Origin of the sequence: Streptomyces sp. NPDC096193 (genome assembly GCF_040302905.1) — a bacterium.
In the GTDB taxonomy this organism is placed as follows: domain Bacteria; phylum Actinomycetota; class Actinomycetes; order Streptomycetales; family Streptomycetaceae; genus Streptomyces.
The window spans coordinates 92,194-107,176 of sequence record NZ_JBEOSJ010000013.1 but is presented as its reverse complement, the minus strand read 5'-3'; the positions used below and the strand labels follow the sequence as shown (position 1 = coordinate 107,176).

At 71.5% G+C, this 14,983-nt stretch carries 14 protein-coding genes and 1 pseudogene; 8 read left to right on the top strand and 7 right to left on the bottom strand.

Translation table 11 applies throughout. The features are described from left to right. Positions 1 to 9: 9 nt before the first annotated feature. The gene (chsH3, locus tag ABTX78_RS20180) at positions 10 to 873 is read right to left on the bottom strand and encodes an enoyl-CoA hydratase ChsH3 (RefSeq protein ID WP_352208139.1); all 864 of its coding nucleotides are present in this window, start codon (positions 871 to 873) and stop codon (positions 10 to 12) included. Between the two features lie 403 nt (positions 874 to 1,276). Here chsH3 and ABTX78_RS20175 point away from each other — a divergent pair, with 403 nt between their 5' ends. Beyond that, positions 1,277 to 2,476 carry a sensor histidine kinase gene (locus ABTX78_RS20175; protein ID WP_352208138.1) on the top strand — a complete coding sequence of 400 codons (1,200 nt, stop codon included), beginning with the start codon at positions 1,277 to 1,279 and terminating at the stop codon, positions 2,474 to 2,476. 151 nt (positions 2,477 to 2,627) lie between these two features. Here ABTX78_RS20175 and ABTX78_RS20170 read toward each other — a convergent pair whose 3' ends face one another. The 3 genes and pseudogenes from ABTX78_RS20170 to ABTX78_RS20160 form a co-directional block, all read right to left on the bottom strand. Then, entirely contained in the window at positions 2,628 to 3,476 is an 849-nt protein-coding gene (locus ABTX78_RS20170) for a helix-turn-helix domain-containing protein (RefSeq protein WP_352208137.1), read from the bottom strand. A 14-nt stretch (positions 3,477 to 3,490) separates the two neighbouring features. After that, positions 3,491 to 4,006, bottom strand: coding sequence for a DUF6879 family protein (locus ABTX78_RS20165; protein WP_352208136.1), 516 nt, complete (start codon positions 4,004 to 4,006; stop codon positions 3,491 to 3,493). Beyond that, a pseudogene (locus tag ABTX78_RS20160) lies at positions 3,978 to 4,232 on the bottom strand (hypothetical protein). The gene ABTX78_RS20165 and the pseudogene ABTX78_RS20160 overlap by 29 nt, the downstream one beginning before the upstream one ends. Before the next feature lie 184 nt (positions 4,233 to 4,416). Here ABTX78_RS20160 and ABTX78_RS20155 point away from each other — a divergent pair. Further along, positions 4,417 to 4,611, top strand: coding sequence for a hypothetical protein (locus ABTX78_RS20155; protein WP_352208135.1), 195 nt, complete (start codon positions 4,417 to 4,419; stop codon positions 4,609 to 4,611). Positions 4,612 to 5,081: 470 nt separating this feature from the next. After that, positions 5,082 to 5,714 (top strand): response regulator, encoded by a 633-nt coding sequence (locus ABTX78_RS20150; RefSeq protein WP_352208228.1) that lies wholly within the window; start codon positions 5,082 to 5,084, stop codon positions 5,712 to 5,714. Positions 5,715 to 5,766: 52 nt separating this feature from the next. Here the strand turns inward: ABTX78_RS20150 and ABTX78_RS20145 are convergent, their stop codons facing one another. From ABTX78_RS20145 to ABTX78_RS20135, 3 genes are all read right to left on the bottom strand, one after another. Then, on the bottom strand, positions 5,767 to 7,194 hold the full coding sequence (locus ABTX78_RS20145; RefSeq protein WP_352208227.1) for an MFS transporter: 1,428 nt from the start codon (positions 7,192 to 7,194) through the stop codon (positions 5,767 to 5,769). Between the two features lie 95 nt (positions 7,195 to 7,289). After that, entirely contained in the window at positions 7,290 to 8,480 is a 1,191-nt protein-coding gene (locus ABTX78_RS20140) for a thiolase C-terminal domain-containing protein (protein ID WP_352208134.1), read from the bottom strand. A gap of 11 nt (positions 8,481 to 8,491) precedes the next feature. After that, a complete protein-coding gene (locus ABTX78_RS20135) occupies positions 8,492 to 10,657 on the bottom strand; it encodes an acyl-CoA dehydrogenase family protein (protein ID WP_352208133.1) in 2,166 nt (721 codons plus the stop codon). A 128-nt stretch (positions 10,658 to 10,785) separates the two neighbouring features. On the opposite strand from ABTX78_RS20135, the gene ABTX78_RS20130 reads away from it, so the two are divergent. From ABTX78_RS20130 to ABTX78_RS20110, 5 genes are all read left to right on the top strand, one after another. Further along, a complete protein-coding gene (locus ABTX78_RS20130; protein WP_352208132.1) occupies positions 10,786 to 11,430 on the top strand; it encodes a class I SAM-dependent methyltransferase in 645 nt (214 codons plus the stop codon). A 20-nt stretch (positions 11,431 to 11,450) separates the two neighbouring features. Continuing rightward, on the top strand, positions 11,451 to 12,410 hold the full coding sequence (locus ABTX78_RS20125; protein ID WP_352208131.1) for an N-acetylmuramoyl-L-alanine amidase: 960 nt from the start codon (positions 11,451 to 11,453) through the stop codon (positions 12,408 to 12,410). A 149-nt stretch (positions 12,411 to 12,559) separates the two neighbouring features. Next, positions 12,560 to 13,408, top strand: a complete 849-nt coding sequence (locus ABTX78_RS20120; protein ID WP_352208130.1) for a hypothetical protein — start codon at positions 12,560 to 12,562, stop codon at positions 13,406 to 13,408. A 111-nt stretch (positions 13,409 to 13,519) separates the two neighbouring features. Continuing rightward, on the top strand, positions 13,520 to 14,530 hold the full coding sequence (locus ABTX78_RS20115; RefSeq protein WP_352208129.1) for an LLM class F420-dependent oxidoreductase: 1,011 nt from the start codon (positions 13,520 to 13,522) through the stop codon (positions 14,528 to 14,530). 89 nt (positions 14,531 to 14,619) lie between these two features. Then, on the top strand, positions 14,620 to 14,913 hold the full coding sequence (locus ABTX78_RS20110) for a hypothetical protein (protein WP_352208128.1): 294 nt from the start codon (positions 14,620 to 14,622) through the stop codon (positions 14,911 to 14,913). Positions 14,914 to 14,983 lie beyond the last annotated feature (70 nt).

Genomic DNA, 14,983 nt, shown 5'->3' with positions numbered 1-14,983 from the left:
CGTGTCCGGTCAGTCGAGCTCGACGGTGGTGTCGGCCAGTACGGGAGCGTCGTCGCGCTCGACGGCCGTGACCGACACCCGGATGTCTTCGGTGCCCTCGGTGCGGCGCCACATCCTGATGCGCAGGGTCTCGCCGGGGAAGACGATCCCGGCGAAGCGCGTGGTGCAGGAGCGGACCCGGGTCACGTCCCCGTCGAGCAGGGTGTCGACGACGGCCTTGAGCGCCATGCCGTACGAACACAGGCCGTGCAGGATGGGGCGGTCGAATCCGGCGCGAGCGGCGAACTCCGGGTCCGCGTGCAGGGGGTTGAGGTCGCCGGACAGGCGATACAGCAGGGCCTGGTCCTCGCGGATCGGCTTCTCGACGGTCTTGTCCGGTTCGGACGCCGGGAGTTCGGTGCGGGACGAGGGTCCTCTCTCGCCGCCGAACCCGCCTTCGCCGCGGACGAAGATCTGCGAGTCGTTCGTCCACAGCGGGCCGTCGTCGTCGGCCGCCTCGGTGCGCAGGACGAGGACCGCCGCCTTGCCCTTGTCGTACACGGCAGCCACACGTGTCGTGGAGAGGGCCGTGCCGGCGGACGGAATCGGCCGGTGCAGCCGGACGGTCTGTCCGCCGTGCAGGACGGACGCCAGGTCGATGTCGAGGCCGGGTCCGGTGAGCCCGCCGACGACGCCCTTGCCCGCGCCCGCGACGGTGGCGAAGCTCGGCAGGACGTGCAGCCTCGACTCCAGGGTGTAGCGCAGCTCGGCGGGGTCGGTCGCGGGAGTGCCGGCGCCGAGGCCGAGGTGGTAGAGCTGGACGTCCTTGCGGTCCCAGGTGATCTCGGCGCTGCGGGGCTCCGCGGCGACGGCCTTTGCGGGATCGATGGGCATGAGGCTCTGGCTCCTTGAGGAGGGGAAGACCTCGGCACGGCCGTCCGCACCGTCGGCCGCACCGAGGTCGCGCGGGACCGGCCCGGCGCACCGTTCTAGAACGCGTTCTAGGGCCGGTGGCCCCTATGTATAACGCAGGCCACAGGACATGTGAAGAGCGCGGGCACCGGACGGGCGAAGGGAATTGATGGTTCGTCAGGAGCTGCGAGCGGGGCACAGGAGAGCATGGCGCCTCAGGTCGCCGGGGCGGAGTCGGGGACCGCGCTCGGCCGGCATCCGCGTCCGCGTGAGCGCCTGCGTCTGCTCTGCGTCGAGGCGACGCCCGCGCCCGGGACATTTGTCACCGCCGGGTCCGTACACCTGTGTCTGCCGGGAAGCGCGTCCCCTCCGTAGCGTCGTCCGTATGACGAAGACAGCGGACGGCGAGTGCGGCACACGCCCCAGGATCGGCCTCCGGCAGCGGCGGCCGTCACAGCGGTGCGGGCCGGCACGGGACGGCATCGGTCCGCCGAGCGGATTCACCATGCTGCCCTGGCTGCTGATGGGGATGGGGGCCATCGCCAACCTCGTGCGCGGCGAGACGCCCAATCCCTGGATCGGTGCCGTCGGAGTGCTGATCTTCAACTCGCTCTACATCGCCCTCGTCTTCCGCGCCTTCGACGGACGGGTGCGGGAGACGGCGACGACCCGCCTGCTGCTCCTCGCGCTGGGGGCGGTCACCTTCGCGCTGGCGGGGGGCTACGGCGGCGAGTGGCTGTACTTCTTCCCCCTGCTGGGCCTGGCGACGGGTGCCGTGATGCGCGGGCCCCGGGTCGGCGTGGTGGTGCTCGCGCTGACGGTCGCCGCCGGTCTGGTGGCGGGGCTGCGGGACGGCTGGGGCGCGATCGGCGTCGCGTACGGGACCCTCGTCTCGGGGATGGTGACCGCGGCGATCCTCGCCCTGTCCGAGACCGTGCGGGAACTGCGCGAGACCCGGCAGGAACTGGCCCGCATCGCCGTGGAGAAGGAGCGGCTGCGCTTCTCCCGCGATCTGCACGATCTGCTCGGTCACACGCTGTCGGTGATCGTGGTGAAGTCGGAGGCCGCGAGGCGGCTGGGACCACGGGACATGGACGCGGCGCTGGCGCAGATCGCGGACATCGAGTCGGTGGGCCGCCAGGCGCTGACCGAGATCCGCGAGGCGGTGACGGGCTATCGCCGGGGCAGCTTCGGAGCCGAACTGGACCGGGCCCGCTCGGCGCTGAGCGCGGCCGGCGTCGAGGCGGTGGTGCGCCAGTCGGGGCCTTTGCCGGAACCGGAGACCGCGGCGCTGCTCGGCTGGGTGGTGCGGGAGGCGGTGACCAACGCCGTACGCCACAGCGGCGCGACCACCTGCGAGATCACTCTCACCGCGGGGCCGGAGGGGGGCGAGCTGACGATCGCCGACGACGGCATCGGCGCCCCCGTCGACATCCTCGCGGAGACGGAGGGCACCGGGCTCAGGGGACTGGCCGAACGCCTGGCCGCGGTGGGCGGCACTCTGGAGGCGGGCCCGGCGGGTGCGGGTTTCCGCGTCCACGCCCGACTCCCGGCGCAGGCCGCGAGCCCGGCACCCGCGCTCTGACCCGGGCCGCGTCCAGGGCCAGGGCGCGTGCCGGACAGGGTTGCGCCCCACGCACGGCCGCGCCTCACCGCAGGGCCGCGTCCAGGCCCAGGGCCGGGTGCGTCACAGGAATCGTTCGCGCAGGTCGGACATACGATGACGGATCGGCGAGTCAGCCAAGAGACGTCAAGGCGGACGTCACGAGAGAACGCGCTGCAGCTCCCCTCACCGCCCCGCGGGACAGCCGCTCAAAGGCCGCTGCGTACAGGTCGACTTGGTTCGGCTGCGTCAGTGTGGACGCAGCGTCCAGCGTGTCCGCGTGGACCCTCGTGTCGTCGAAGATCGTGAAGGTCGGCATGGGCCAGATGGTTCGCTGGGCTGTGAACGGGATGACGCCCACAGCCACGTTCTGGAGATCCATGACTGTCAGCAGGTGGCCGAGCTGCGCCGCCATCGTCTCGACGGTGGACAGCCGATGGCGCAGCACCGATTCCTCCAGGACGAAGGAGAACCGGTGCGCCGCGTTGTCGAGCACCGCGTTCCGCCTCATGCGGACCTTGACGGCCTCGCTCACGTCGTCGGGTGTGCCCCGGAAGTCCGCGATGGACGTCAAGAGCGCCGTCGCGTAGCCCTGGGTCTGGAGAAACCCGGGGATCACGTCGGATACGTAGACCCGGAACAGGCGAGTGCGTTGATAAAGGCTCTCGGTCGACGCCTGCACGTGCCGCAGACCGCCGCGTTGGAACCGTCTCCACTGGACATGGGCGTCCGCGGACTGCCTGTTCGCCTCGATCAGATCCGGCGCCTGGCCGTCGGCGCCACAGGCCCGGCACCAGGCCCGAATGTCCGCGTCGGACGGCGGCGTCTTCGCGTTGCCGATGCGCGACACCTTCGAGTCCGACCACCGCAGTCTGACAGCCAGCTCCCGCCCGGTGATTCCGGCATCCCGGCGGATCTCGCGCAGCCGGCCCGCCAGTGCCTCGCGGGCTTGTTGGACGCTCGACGAGGGGTGGGGGGTCATGGAGCCGGCTGTCCTCAGATCGCGTACACGTCGTGCGGGATCGCCCGGTCCCACACCGCGTCGAAGGCCGATGCACAGAGGTTCACCGTCGCCGGGTCATCGATGATCTCGTCCTCGACCACCGCGCCGTCGCCGGAGAAGTGGTGCACGCGTAGGAGCTTGTCGTCGAAGAGCCAGAAGTCGTTACCGGGGAGAGCGATGTCCGTCGCCTGACGACGCGGCAGCCATCGAACGAGCTCGCCCGCCACGATGTTGGCATGGGTGACGTAGTGCTCCCACCGGATGTACTCCGTCACGGGTTCGGAGACGATCCGGGCACGATGGATCGACACGCCCCGAGCCACGGTGTCAGTGATCAACTGGTCGTACGGATGCCACCAGGAGTCGCGGTCGTCCCAGTTGATGCGCTCACCACGCTTCCACGCATCGAAACGGTCGGTGGACGCGTACGAGTCACGCATCTCCAGGTGTACGGCGGACCGCTCGCACTGGCTGAGCAGCTCAGCGAAGCTGGGCACGCTCGATGGCATCGCACGCCTCCCGGATCATCGGAATCATGCGGGCCGGAATCCTGATGATCGCCTCGTTGTCGGGAACCGGCCCGTTCGCGGGGCTGCTCGCCTCGCACTGGGCCTGAGTCTCGCTGCCCGGCTTCCAGCCTTGCAACAAGATCTCCTGAGCTTCCGCGTCCGCCTACACCGTCGGGCAGTGATCACGGTCGGTGTTCGGGTCGATGCCTACGAACTCTACGGCCATGGCTGACTCCCTGGTCCGGGTTGATTGCGTGGCTTGCACCAACCGTGCTGAACAGCGGATACCGAGTCAATAGCCCTATCGGCAGGAGGAATTGCCGTGCAAACCCGTGCAATCTGCTGGAGGCCCCGCCGACCGGCCTCCTAGCGTCGCCGGCAAGCGACGACCGCACCGAGGGGACGACGACATGGCCGCCGGAACGCAGGAGAGCGACACGGACGCGCGGCAGTGGGAGTACACGACCTACGCCCCGGCGGGCGAGACCTGCCCCGCCTGCCGCAAGCCGATCGAGCCACTCGAACGCTGCCGCCGAGGGACACAGCGCCGGCCTGCGCAGCCGGACACGGTCACTTACCAGCACCTGAACTGCTGCCCGCGATGATCGGCCCGGATGACATCGGTCGCCGCGTAAAGGACAGCGCGGGCCGGATCGGAATCCTGCGCGCCGTGGACCTGGAATGGGAGGATCCAGCCGAGCTGCCGAGCGCACGGCGGAAGCAGGCCACGGCGTTCATGGGCCCCGAGGGCGGGGGCCGGGAGTGGCTTGTGCCGGCGGACACCGTCCGGCCTGTCCGGGAATCCCCGCATCTCCCGCGATGACGCCGGCACACAGGGTCGGGGCGGGTGCAAACGGCGCGGGACCCGTTCCCCGACATGTATCCGTCCCGTTCGGCAGGCATCCGTATACCCGTCGGGGCGCTCGGGCGCGCCTCGTGATCGCAGCCCCTGACCGGAGTCCGATGACGACCACGCCCCGTCCTGCCACCCGCCGGGCGGGGTTTTCGCATGTCCGTGGCCCTTTCGAGCACGCCTCAACCGGCCGGCGGACCTACCCTGTGATCCGTGGAAGAGATGCCGCGGGACCACCGTCCGTCCAAGTCCGTCCGCGTGCTTCTCGCCGAGGACCAGGGCATGCTGCGGGGCGCGCTCGCGCTGCTGCTGGGCATGGAGCCGGATCTGAACGTGGTGGCCCAGGTCGGCCGCGGCGACGAGATCGTACGGGCGGCGCTGGAGTGGCGGCCCGATGTGGCGCTGCTGGACATCGAGTTGCCCGGGCGCAGTGGGCTCGACGCGGCGGCCGATCTGCGGGACGAGGTGCCCGAATGCAGGGTGCTTATCCTGACGACGTTCGCGCGGCCCGGCTATCTGCGGCGGGCGATGGAGGCCGGGGCGGCGGGATTCCTCGTCAAGGACGGGCCCGTGGAGGAACTGGCGTCGGCGATCCGCCGGGTGCTGACCGGGGAAACCGTCGTCGACCCGGTGCTCGCCGCCGCCGCGCTGAGCGCGGGGCCCAATCCGCTCACCGCGCGGGAGCAGGACGTGCTCAACGCGTCGGTGGACGGTGCGACGGTCGCCGACATCGCGGGCGCCCTGCATCTGTCGGAGTCGACCGTCCGCAACTACCTCTCGTCCGCGATCGGCAAGACGGCCACCCGCAACCGCATGGAGGCGGTGCGGGCGGCGCGCCGGCAGGGCTGGCTGTGAACTCCCCCGAATGCCGGGGCTGTTCGTACTCCGGCGGGCGTGGACCGCTGCTCTACGGCTCCGTCCGGCGCGGCAGCAGGAGCAGCATCAGCACCGCGCCGGTCAGCAGCACCCCCGCTCCCGTACGGAAGGCGAGCGCGTAACCCGCGGCCAGCTCACTCGGCCCGGTGCCGCCGCCGGTGCGCGCCGCCGCGACGGTGGACAGCACGGCGAGGCCCAGCGCGCCGCCCATCGTGCGCGAGGTGTTGATCAGGCCCGAGACCAGACCGGCGTCCGCCGGCTCGGCACCCGCGGTGGCCAGGGCGGCGAGCGGGGTGGCCGCGAGGCCGACGCCCGTCATCATCAGGATGCCGGGTCCGAGGATGGAGGTCGCATAGCTGCCGTCGGCGGTCATCATGGACTGCCAGCCGAAGCCGGTCGCGGCGATCAGCGCACCGATGACGGCGATGTTGGTGGCTCCCGCCTTCGCCATGAAGCGGGGTGCGAGCTTGGAGCCGACGATCACGCTCACCGAGCTGGGGATCAGCGCGAGGCCCGCTTCGAGCGGCGTGTAGCCCAGCACGTTCTGCGCGTACACCGTCATGAAGAACCACATGGAGAAGGACGCCGAACCGCACACCATCATGGTCACGTTGGCGGCCGAGACCGCCCGGGACCGGAACACCTTCAGCGGCATCAGCGGCGCCCGGGTCCGCGCCTCGACGGCGACGAAGAGCGCGAGGAGCGCCAGGCCGCCGAGCAGCGGCAGCAGAGTGGCGGAAGCGGCCCAGCCCGACTTCTCCGTCTGCACGATGCCGTACGCCACCGAGGCGAGGCCGCCCGTGACGAGGACCGCGCCCGGCAGGTCGAGGCGGCGGGCCGCGCCGTTCCTGCTCTCGGTCAGCCAGACGGCCGCGCCCAGCAGCACCAGCGCTCCGACCGGCACGTTGATCAGCAACACCCAGCGCCAGGACAGCAGATCGGTGAGGACTCCCCCGACGAGACCGCCGGCGGCGCCGCCCGCGGCACCGACCGCCGACCAGGTGCCGATCGCCCGGGTGCGGGCGGGCCCCGGCGGCACGGCCGCCGTCACGATGGTCAGGGTCGCCGGGGCGAGCACGGCCGCGCCCAGGCCCTGCACCGCCCGCGCGGCGAGCAACTGCCAGCCCTCCTCGGCGAGCCCGCCCGCCAGGGACGCGGCGGTGAACAGGCCGAGTCCGACGAGGAAGGTGCGCTTGCGGCCGAAGATGTCAGCGGCCCGCCCGCCGAGCAGCATGAAGCCGGCGAAGGCGATGGAGTACGCGTTGAGCACCCACTGGAGCCCGGTGGTGGAGAGCCCGAGGTCGGCGCGCATCGAGGGCAGCGCGACGTTGACGACGGACACGTCGAGCACGACGAGGAACTGCCCGGCGCACGCGGTGAGCAGCACCAGCCAGGTGCGGGCGGTCCCGGCGGGCGTGGATATGAGGGATTCGGGGGCGTCTGAGCGGGCGTGGACCATGGCCGTCATGGTCTCAGCCGAGCTGCGGCCCGTACATCCGGACAAAGATGTACGCGCCAGGTGCCGGGAGACCTAGGGCCCGGAGCCGAAAGCGACTACGACTTCCGCAGCAGGGTGACCACCGCCGCCCCGCCCAGACCGATGTTGTGGGCGAGCCCGACCCTCGCCCCCTCGACCTGGCGTCCGCCCGCCTCGCCCCGCAGTTGCCAGGTCAGCTCGGCGGCCTGCGCGAGACCGGTGGCGCCCAGCGGGTGCCCCTTGGAGATCAGCCCGCCGGACGGATTCACCACCCACCGCCCGCCGTGGGTGGTCGCACCGCTCTCCACCAGCTTCCCGGACTCGCCGTCCGGGCACATGCCGAGCGCCTCGTAGGTGAGCAGTTCGTTGACGGAGAAACAGTCGTGCAGTTCGACGACGTCGACGTCCTCGATCCCGAGTCCGGACCGCTCGTAGGCGAGGAGGGCGGCGGCCCGGGACATCGGCTTGCCCACGACGTCGATGCAGGAGCCGGAGGCGAAGGACTCCTCGGTGTCGGTGGTCATGGCCTGACCCGCGATCTCCACGGCCTTCCCGTGCAGTCCGTGCCGGACGACGAACCGCTCGGAGACGACCACGGCCGCTGCCGCGCCGTCCGAGGTGGGTGAGCACTGGAGCTTGGTCAGCGGGCGGTGGACGGTGCGCGAGGCGAGGATCTCGTCGGTGGACCAGACGTCCCGGAACTGGGCGTTGGGGTTGTCGGCGGAGTGCCGGTGGTTCTTCGCGGCGACGGCCGCGAGCTGCCGTTCGGTGGTGCCGTGGCGCTCCATGTGTTCCCGTGCGGCGTTGCCGAAGATCTGTGCGGTGGGCGGTGTCGCCTCGAAACCGTGGGCCGCTGCCATGATCCCGTAGTGCCGTGCGACGGGCGACGACGCGAAGTCCCCGCCGTCCGCCCCGGCCCCGAGCGCGCCGCGGGCCATCTTCTCGAAGCCGAGGGCGAGAACGCAGTCGCTGATGCCGCCCTCGACGAACTGCCGCGCCATCATCAGCGCCGTGGAGCCGGTGGCGCAGTTGTTGTTGACGTTGTAGACGGGGACGCCGGTGAGCCCGATCGCGTAGACCGCGCGCTGGGCGGCGGTCGACGCCTGGAAGCAGTGGCCGACCGGGACCTGTTCGACGTCCTCGTAGGCGACCCCGGCATCGGCGAGGGCCTTGGCGCCCGACTCCTGGGCCATGTCCCAGTACTGCCGGTCGCGGGTGCCGGGCTTCTCGAACGTCGTCATCCCGACGCCGACGATGTAGCTCTTCACAGCGTGCTCCTTCAGTCCCGGGGAAGGCCGAGGATGCGCTCGGCGACGACGTTGAGCTGGACCTGTGTGGTGCCGCCGGCGATGGTCAGGCAGCGCGACATCAGCAGTTCGCGCACCGCCGCCTCCCCCGGCCCCTCGCACACCGAGCCGTCGGGGCCGAGGAGTTCCAGAGCCAGTGCGGCGGTCCTCTGCTGGTGCAGGGTCTGGACGAGTTTGCGTACGGAGGCGCCCGCGCCCGGTTCGCGTCCGGACACCTGCCGCATCGTCGTGCGCAGGGCGAGGCAGCCGAGTGCGTGCGCCTCGGCGGCCAGCGCACCGATGCGGGTGCGGTAGGCGTCGTCGAGGCCGGACGCGCGGGCCAGCAGGGCTTCGAGGCCGGTGTCGAAGGTGAGCTGGTCGGCCATGTGGACGCGTTCGTTGCCGAGGGTGTTGCGCGCGACCCGCCAGCCGTCGTTCACGGCACCGACGACGGCGTCGTCCGGCAGCAACGCGCCGTCGAACCACACCTCGTTGAAGAGGGAGTCACCGGTGATCTCCTTCAGCGGGCGGATGTCGATGCCGTCGGTGTTCTTCATGTCGACGACGAAGTAGGTGAGGCCCCGGTGCTTGGGCGCCGTGGGGTCCGTACGTGCCAGCAGGATGCCGTGGTCGGCCCGCCCGGCGGCACTCGTCCACACCTTCTGGCCGGTGACGCGCCAGCCGCCGTCGACCCGCTCGGCCTTCGTCCGCAGCGACGCCAGGTCGGATCCCGCTCCCGGTTCGCTGAAGAGCTGGCACCACCGGAGGTCACCGCGCAGCGTCGGCGGCAGATAGCGCTCCTTCTGGGCGTCGGTGCCGTATGCGAGCAGTGAGGGGACCACCCAGGCCGCGACGGACAGTCCGCTGATCACCACGCCCGCGTCGGCCAGTTCCTGCTGCACGGCGAGCTGCTGCACCGGTCCTGCGCCCCGTCCGTACGGCGGTGGCAGATGCGGTGCGGCGAGGCCGGTGGGGGCGAGGGCGCGGCGGGCGGCGGCCGGGGAGAGTCCACGGACGGCCTCGACCGCCGCGCGTACTTCGTCGCGGTGGGCCCGTGCCTCTTCGGGCAGTTCGAGGCGCAGCGCGCGCCGTACCCCGCCGATGGCCAGGCGCACGGCCCGCTGCCGGTGGGTGTCGCCCGGCCCGAGCAGCTGGCGTGCCACGAGTGCGCGGCGCAGATACAGGTGTGCGTCGTGCTCCCAGGTGAAGCCGATGCCGCCGAGGATCTGGATGCAGTCCTTGGCGCAGGTGTACGCGGCGTCCAGCGCGGTGGCGGCGGCGAGCGCGGCGACCAGCCCGAGCGCTTCGGGCTCGTCCCGGGCGGCGCGGGCCGCGTCCCAGGTGAGGGCCCGTGCCTGTTCGAGGCGGATGAGCATGTCGGCGCACAGGTGCTTGATCCCCTGGAACTGCCCGATGGGCCGGCCGAACTGTTCGCGCACGCCCGCGTGTTCGGTGGCGGCCTCCAGGGCGCGGGAGGCCACTCCGCAGGCCTCGGCCGCGAGAAGCACGGCCGCGAGGTCGCCCACGAGCCCTCCGGGGACGTCCAGGACGCGGTGCCGCGGGACGAGGACGTGGTGCGCCGCCACCTCGGCGGTCGGCCGGGTCGGGTCGGCGCTGTCGTGGGCGCGTACGGCGAGGGTCTGCGCGTCCACCGCCGTCCACACCGTGCCCTGTCCCGACTTTGCGGCGAGCAGCAGGAGGTCTGCCTGCGCCCCGGCGAGGACGGGCGGGGCACAGCCGTCCAGCCGCAGCGTTCCGTCGCCGGCCCGGACGGCGGTGAGGGTGCCGGCGCCGAGGGCGACGGAGGCGATGCGGCGGCCGTCGGCGAGCGCGCGGACGAGCTCGGGCCGGCCCGCGCGGCTGAGCACTTCGGCGGCGAGTGCGTTCATCGCGTACGGCCCGGGGAGCAGGGCGCGGCCCGCCTCCTCCAGGACGACGGCCAGGTCGACCAGGGAGCCGCCGCCCCCGCCGTGCTCCTCGGGCAGATGCACACCGAGGAGCCCCTGGCCCGCCGCGCCGTCCCAGTGCCCGGGCCTGCCGAGTCCGCCGGAGGGCACGTCGAGCAGCTTGCGCACCTCCCCGGGTGGCACGGCGCGCGCCAGCCAGCCGCGCACGGATGCGGCCAACTCCCGTTCTTCGTGCGTGATTCCGATGCCCATGAGCGGCAGACTAGAACACGTTTCAATCTGACGGTAGGTCAGGTACCGGGGTTCCTGTCGGCCGCCGCCCGCGCCGTACGGCACCATGGGCGGGCCCGGACACCCGTACGACCTGGAGGAATCCACCCATGGCCGCCGCTCCCGCGCCGAAGACCCTCGCCGCCTTCGAGGCCGCCACGGGCTTCATGCCCCTGAACGAGGGCCTCGCGCTGTACGCGGCCGCTGCCGAGGCCGCCACCCTGGGACTGCCCCTCCTTGAGGTGGGCACGTACTGCGGGCGCTCGACGATCCTGCTCGCCGACGTCGCCCGTGAGGCCGGCACGACGGCCGTCACCGTCGACCACCACCGGGGCAGCGAGGAGCAGCAGCCGGGCTGGGAGTACCACGACCCGGAGCTGGTGGACCCCGAGGTGGGGCGGATGGATACCCTGCCCACCTTCCGCCGCACGCTCTTCCACGCGGGTCTGGAGGAGTACGTCGTGGCCCTCGTCGGCCGCTCGCCCCAGGTGGCCCGCATCTGGAACACCCTGCTCGCCCTCGTCTTCATCGACGGCGGCCACACCGACGAGCACGCCGGAGGCGACTACGAGGGCTGGGCACCCCATGTGGCCGACGGCGGACTGCTGGTGATCCACGACGTGTTCCCGGACCCCGCGGACGGCGGCCAGGCCCCGTACCGCGTGTATCTGCGGGCACTCGCGTCCGGGGCGTTCACCGAGGTCTCGGTGACCGGCTCCCTGCGCGTCCTGCGGCGCACCGGACCGGGAAGCTGACAGGCACTAGCATCGCGAACGTGTCGTACGACGAGAACCAGCACTCCCCCGGCCCGCACCGCGCCCGCGGCACCCTCACCGTCGCGATCGCCGCTCTGGTGCCGAGTGCTCTGGCGGGCTGGCTGGTCTGGCTGGCGATGAGCGGCCCGGACGACAGCGAGCCGCCGAAGGTGCTGCCGCTGCCGAGCGGTCAGACCACCGCGGGCAAGCCGGGACCGGATGCCTCCGACACCGCCTCGCCGACGCCGCCGGCCACCTCGAAGCCCGCCCCCACCCCTTCCGCGCCTGCGAAGGGCGGCGGGGCGGGTCCCCTCGCCGGAAAGGTCGTGGTGGTCGACCCGGGACACAATCCCGGCAACTTCCAGCACACTTCCGAGATCAACAAGCTCGTGGACATCGGAACCAACCGCAAGGAATGCGACACAACGGGTACGTCCACCAATGACGGCTACACCGAGGCCGCATTCACGCGTGATGTTTCACAACGTCTTCGCACTCTGCTGGAAAAGCAGGGCGCAACGGTCGAATTCACCCATGACAACGACCGGGCGTTCGGTCCCTGCGTCGACGAGCGGGCCCGGATCGGCAACAGGGCAAAGGCGGACGCGGTCGTCTCCGTCCACGCCGACGGCTCGGCCTCGGGCAACCGCGGCTTCCATGTGATCCTTCCCGCCCTGGTCACGGCGGGTGGCGCGGACACCACCGCGATCGTCGGCCCGTCCCGCGATCTCGGCGAGCGCATTGCGGGGAAGTTCGTCCGGGCGACCGGAAGCGCACCCTCCAACTATGTCGGCGACGGTACGGCGTTGGACGTGCGGAAGGATCTCGGCGGTCTCAATCTGTCCACCGTGCCCAAAGTGTTCATCGAATGCGGCAATATGCGTGACGCACAGGACGCGGCACTTCTGACAAGCTCCGGCTGGCGTCAGAAGGCGGCGCAGGGAATCGCGGACGGCATCGGAAGCTACCTCACGAGGTAAGTCCCGGTACCGGGCAGACGACCGGATCAGCCAGACGATAGATTCATCCCTACGATGGGGAGTCACCCCCGAGCTCCGCGTTGTGCACACCGCCGAACCGGCGGCAGCGACGACCGCCCCGATGAGACGACCGACGAAGGACTTTTCACGTGAACATCCGCTCCCTCACTCGAGGCGACGGCGTGGTGATCGGAGCAGCGGTGTTGCTGTTCATCGCCTCGTTCCTCGACACATTCGACTGCTCGGGCAACAACTGTGGCGATGTGCCGACCGCCTGGGACAACGGGACCCTGCTTCTGGGTGTCTACCTGGCCGGCATCATCGCGGCGGTGCTGATCACTCTCTCGCACGCGCTGCCCCAGCCGCCGCGGGTCATCGGGCTCGACCTCGGCCAGGTCGGCGTCGCGCTGGCGGTCTTCACCGCGTGGACCGCGATCGGCGCGATCTTCGACCCGGCGGGTCCGCTGGACTTCGGTGAGAGCGTGGACGCGGGCGTGGGCCTGATCCTCGGCTTCATCGCCGCTCTCGTCCTCGCGGCCGGCGCCGTGTGCTCGCTGATCGTGCCCGCCTTCAAGGCCCCGCTCCTCGGTGCCCCGCGTCCCGCTCCCGCCCCCTACGGCGGTCAGCCGCAGGGTGGTTACGGCTACCCGGGCGCCCAGCAGCAGCCGTACGGTGTGCAGCCCGGCCAGCCCGGCCAGCCCGGTCAGCCGCAGCAGCCCTACGGCGGCCAGCCGCAGCCCGGTCAGCCGCAGGCGGGGCAGCCCCAGCCCGGTCCGGCCGCGCCGCAGAAGTCCGGTGCCGAGTTCACGCCGTTCTGGTTCGCGGTGCCGGTGGCCCGTCCGCTGTACGGCGAGGACGGTTCGCCGACCCCGATCGCCGAACTCGCGCCCGGTACCTGGTACCTCGCGGTCGAGCAGCGCGGTCCCGGCCTGATCGCCCAGACGCAGGACGGCCGCCGCGGCGTGCTCCAGGACACCTCGGGCATCCAGCGCGGCTGATCCGCCCATTGGCCCGACCGACGGCCCCCCGCCCTTCCCGGGCTGTGGGCCGTCGGCGTATCCTGACGCACCGTCAGCAGTTGTGGGACAAGGCTCCGGAGGGTCTCTGGCATGCGACTCGGACTTGCTCTCGGCTACTGGGGCCGCGGCCCCGACCCCGGCCATCTCGAACTCGCCCGCGAGGCCGAGCGCCTCGGCTACGACTCGGTGTGGACCTCCGAGGCCTGGGGCTCCGACGCCTTCACCCCGCTCACCTGGATCGCCGCGCACACCTCGCGCATCCGGCTCGGCACGGCGGTGGCGCAGATGGCCGCCCGCACCCCCACCGCGACCGCGATGCACGCGCTCACCCTGGACCATCTCTCCGGCGGACGGATGATGCTGGGCCTCGGTCTGTCGGGACCGCAGGTCGTCGAGGGGTGGTACGGCCGTCCGTTCCCGAGCAGCCCGCTCACCGCGACCCGCGAGTACATCGACGTCATCCGGCAAGTCCTGCGGCGTGAGGCCCCCGTTGAGCTCGACGGCCGCTTCCACACGCACCCCTACCGCGGCGACGGCGCCACCGGCCTCGGCAAACCGCTGAAGCCCATCACGCATCCGCTGCGTGCCTCGCTGCCCCTGCTGCTCGGGGCCGAGGGGCCGAAGAACATCGCGCAGACGACCCGGATAGCCGACGGCTGGCTGCCGCTGTACTGGTCCCCGCTGCGGACCGACGTGTACAAGGCCTCGCTCACGGACCTGCCCGACGGCTTCGTCATCGCGCCGATGGCCCGTGCCCAGGTCTGCGACGACCTCGCCGAGGGCCTGCTGCCGGTCAAGACGATGCTCGGCTTCTACATCGGCGGCATGGGACACGCGGCCCGCAACTTCCACGCCGATCTGATGGCGCGCATGGGCTACGAGGCCGAGGCCCGTGAGGTCCAGCGGCTGTTCGCGGAGGGGCGGCGCGAGGAGGCGGTGCACGCGGTGCCGGACGCCTTCGCCGACGAGATCTCGCTCGTAGGGCCCCGCGCACGGATCGCGGAACGCCTGGAGGCATGGCGATCAGGACCGGTCACCGATCTGCTCGTGACCGCCCCGGATCCGCACACCATGCGTGTTCTCGCCGAACTCGCCCTGTAGGAAAGGCTTCTGCCGCCCGCGGAGATCTACTGCGCCACGTGTTCGAACACAGGGGGTTTCACACGGGCACAAGCGGCAATCCGAGGGCTATGAGTCCTCGTCATCGCACTGGAAGCAACCAGGCCGGGACGGTCATAGCGATCGTCGCGGATGTCATGGCCTTCATCCTGGGCCTGTGGATCCTGATGTACCTGCTGGACGCCAACCGCGCCAACGACCTGGTCAACTTCGTCCAGGACGCGGCCCGCTGGCTCGCCGGCTGGTCCTACGACCTGTTCACCTTCGACGAGGCGTGGGCACGCGTCGTCGCCGGATACGGCCTCGCGGCCGTGGTCTACCTCTTCGTCGGCCACGCCGTGGCCGGCAGGCTGCGCCGCCACTAGCACCGCCGGCGCCCGCAGCCGCCGGCACCCGCCGGCTGCCCGGTCACGGCGTACTGCCCGGGAACGGGCA

Bases quoted from the DNA above. Each gene is read 5' to 3' on its own strand.
- ABTX78_RS20145 (WP_352208227.1), bottom strand. From the start codon at position 7,194: ATGGTCCACGCCCGCTCAGACGCCCCCGAATCCCTCATATCCACGCCC.
- ABTX78_RS20110 (WP_352208128.1), top strand. From the start codon at position 14,620: ATGAGTCCTCGTCATCGCACTGGAAGCAACCAGGCCGGGACGGTCATA.
- ABTX78_RS20130 (WP_352208132.1), top strand. From the start codon at position 10,786: ATGGCCGCCGCTCCCGCGCCGAAGACCCTCGCCGCCTTCGAGGCCGCC.
- ABTX78_RS20165 (WP_352208136.1), bottom strand. From the start codon at position 4,006: ATGCCATCGAGCGTGCCCAGCTTCGCTGAGCTGCTCAGCCAGTGCGAG.
- chsH3 (WP_352208139.1), bottom strand. From the start codon at position 873: ATGCCCATCGATCCCGCAAAGGCCGTCGCCGCGGAGCCCCGCAGCGCC.
- ABTX78_RS20170 (WP_352208137.1), bottom strand. From the start codon at position 3,476: ATGACCCCCCACCCCTCGTCGAGCGTCCAACAAGCCCGCGAGGCACTG.
- ABTX78_RS20135 (WP_352208133.1), bottom strand. From the start codon at position 10,657: ATGGGCATCGGAATCACGCACGAAGAACGGGAGTTGGCCGCATCCGTG.
- ABTX78_RS20115 (WP_352208129.1), top strand. From the start codon at position 13,520: ATGCGACTCGGACTTGCTCTCGGCTACTGGGGCCGCGGCCCCGACCCC.
- ABTX78_RS20150 (WP_352208228.1), top strand. From the start codon at position 5,082: ATGCCGCGGGACCACCGTCCGTCCAAGTCCGTCCGCGTGCTTCTCGCC.
- ABTX78_RS20175 (WP_352208138.1), top strand. From the start codon at position 1,277: ATGACGAAGACAGCGGACGGCGAGTGCGGCACACGCCCCAGGATCGGC.
- ABTX78_RS20155 (WP_352208135.1), top strand. From the start codon at position 4,417: ATGGCCGCCGGAACGCAGGAGAGCGACACGGACGCGCGGCAGTGGGAG.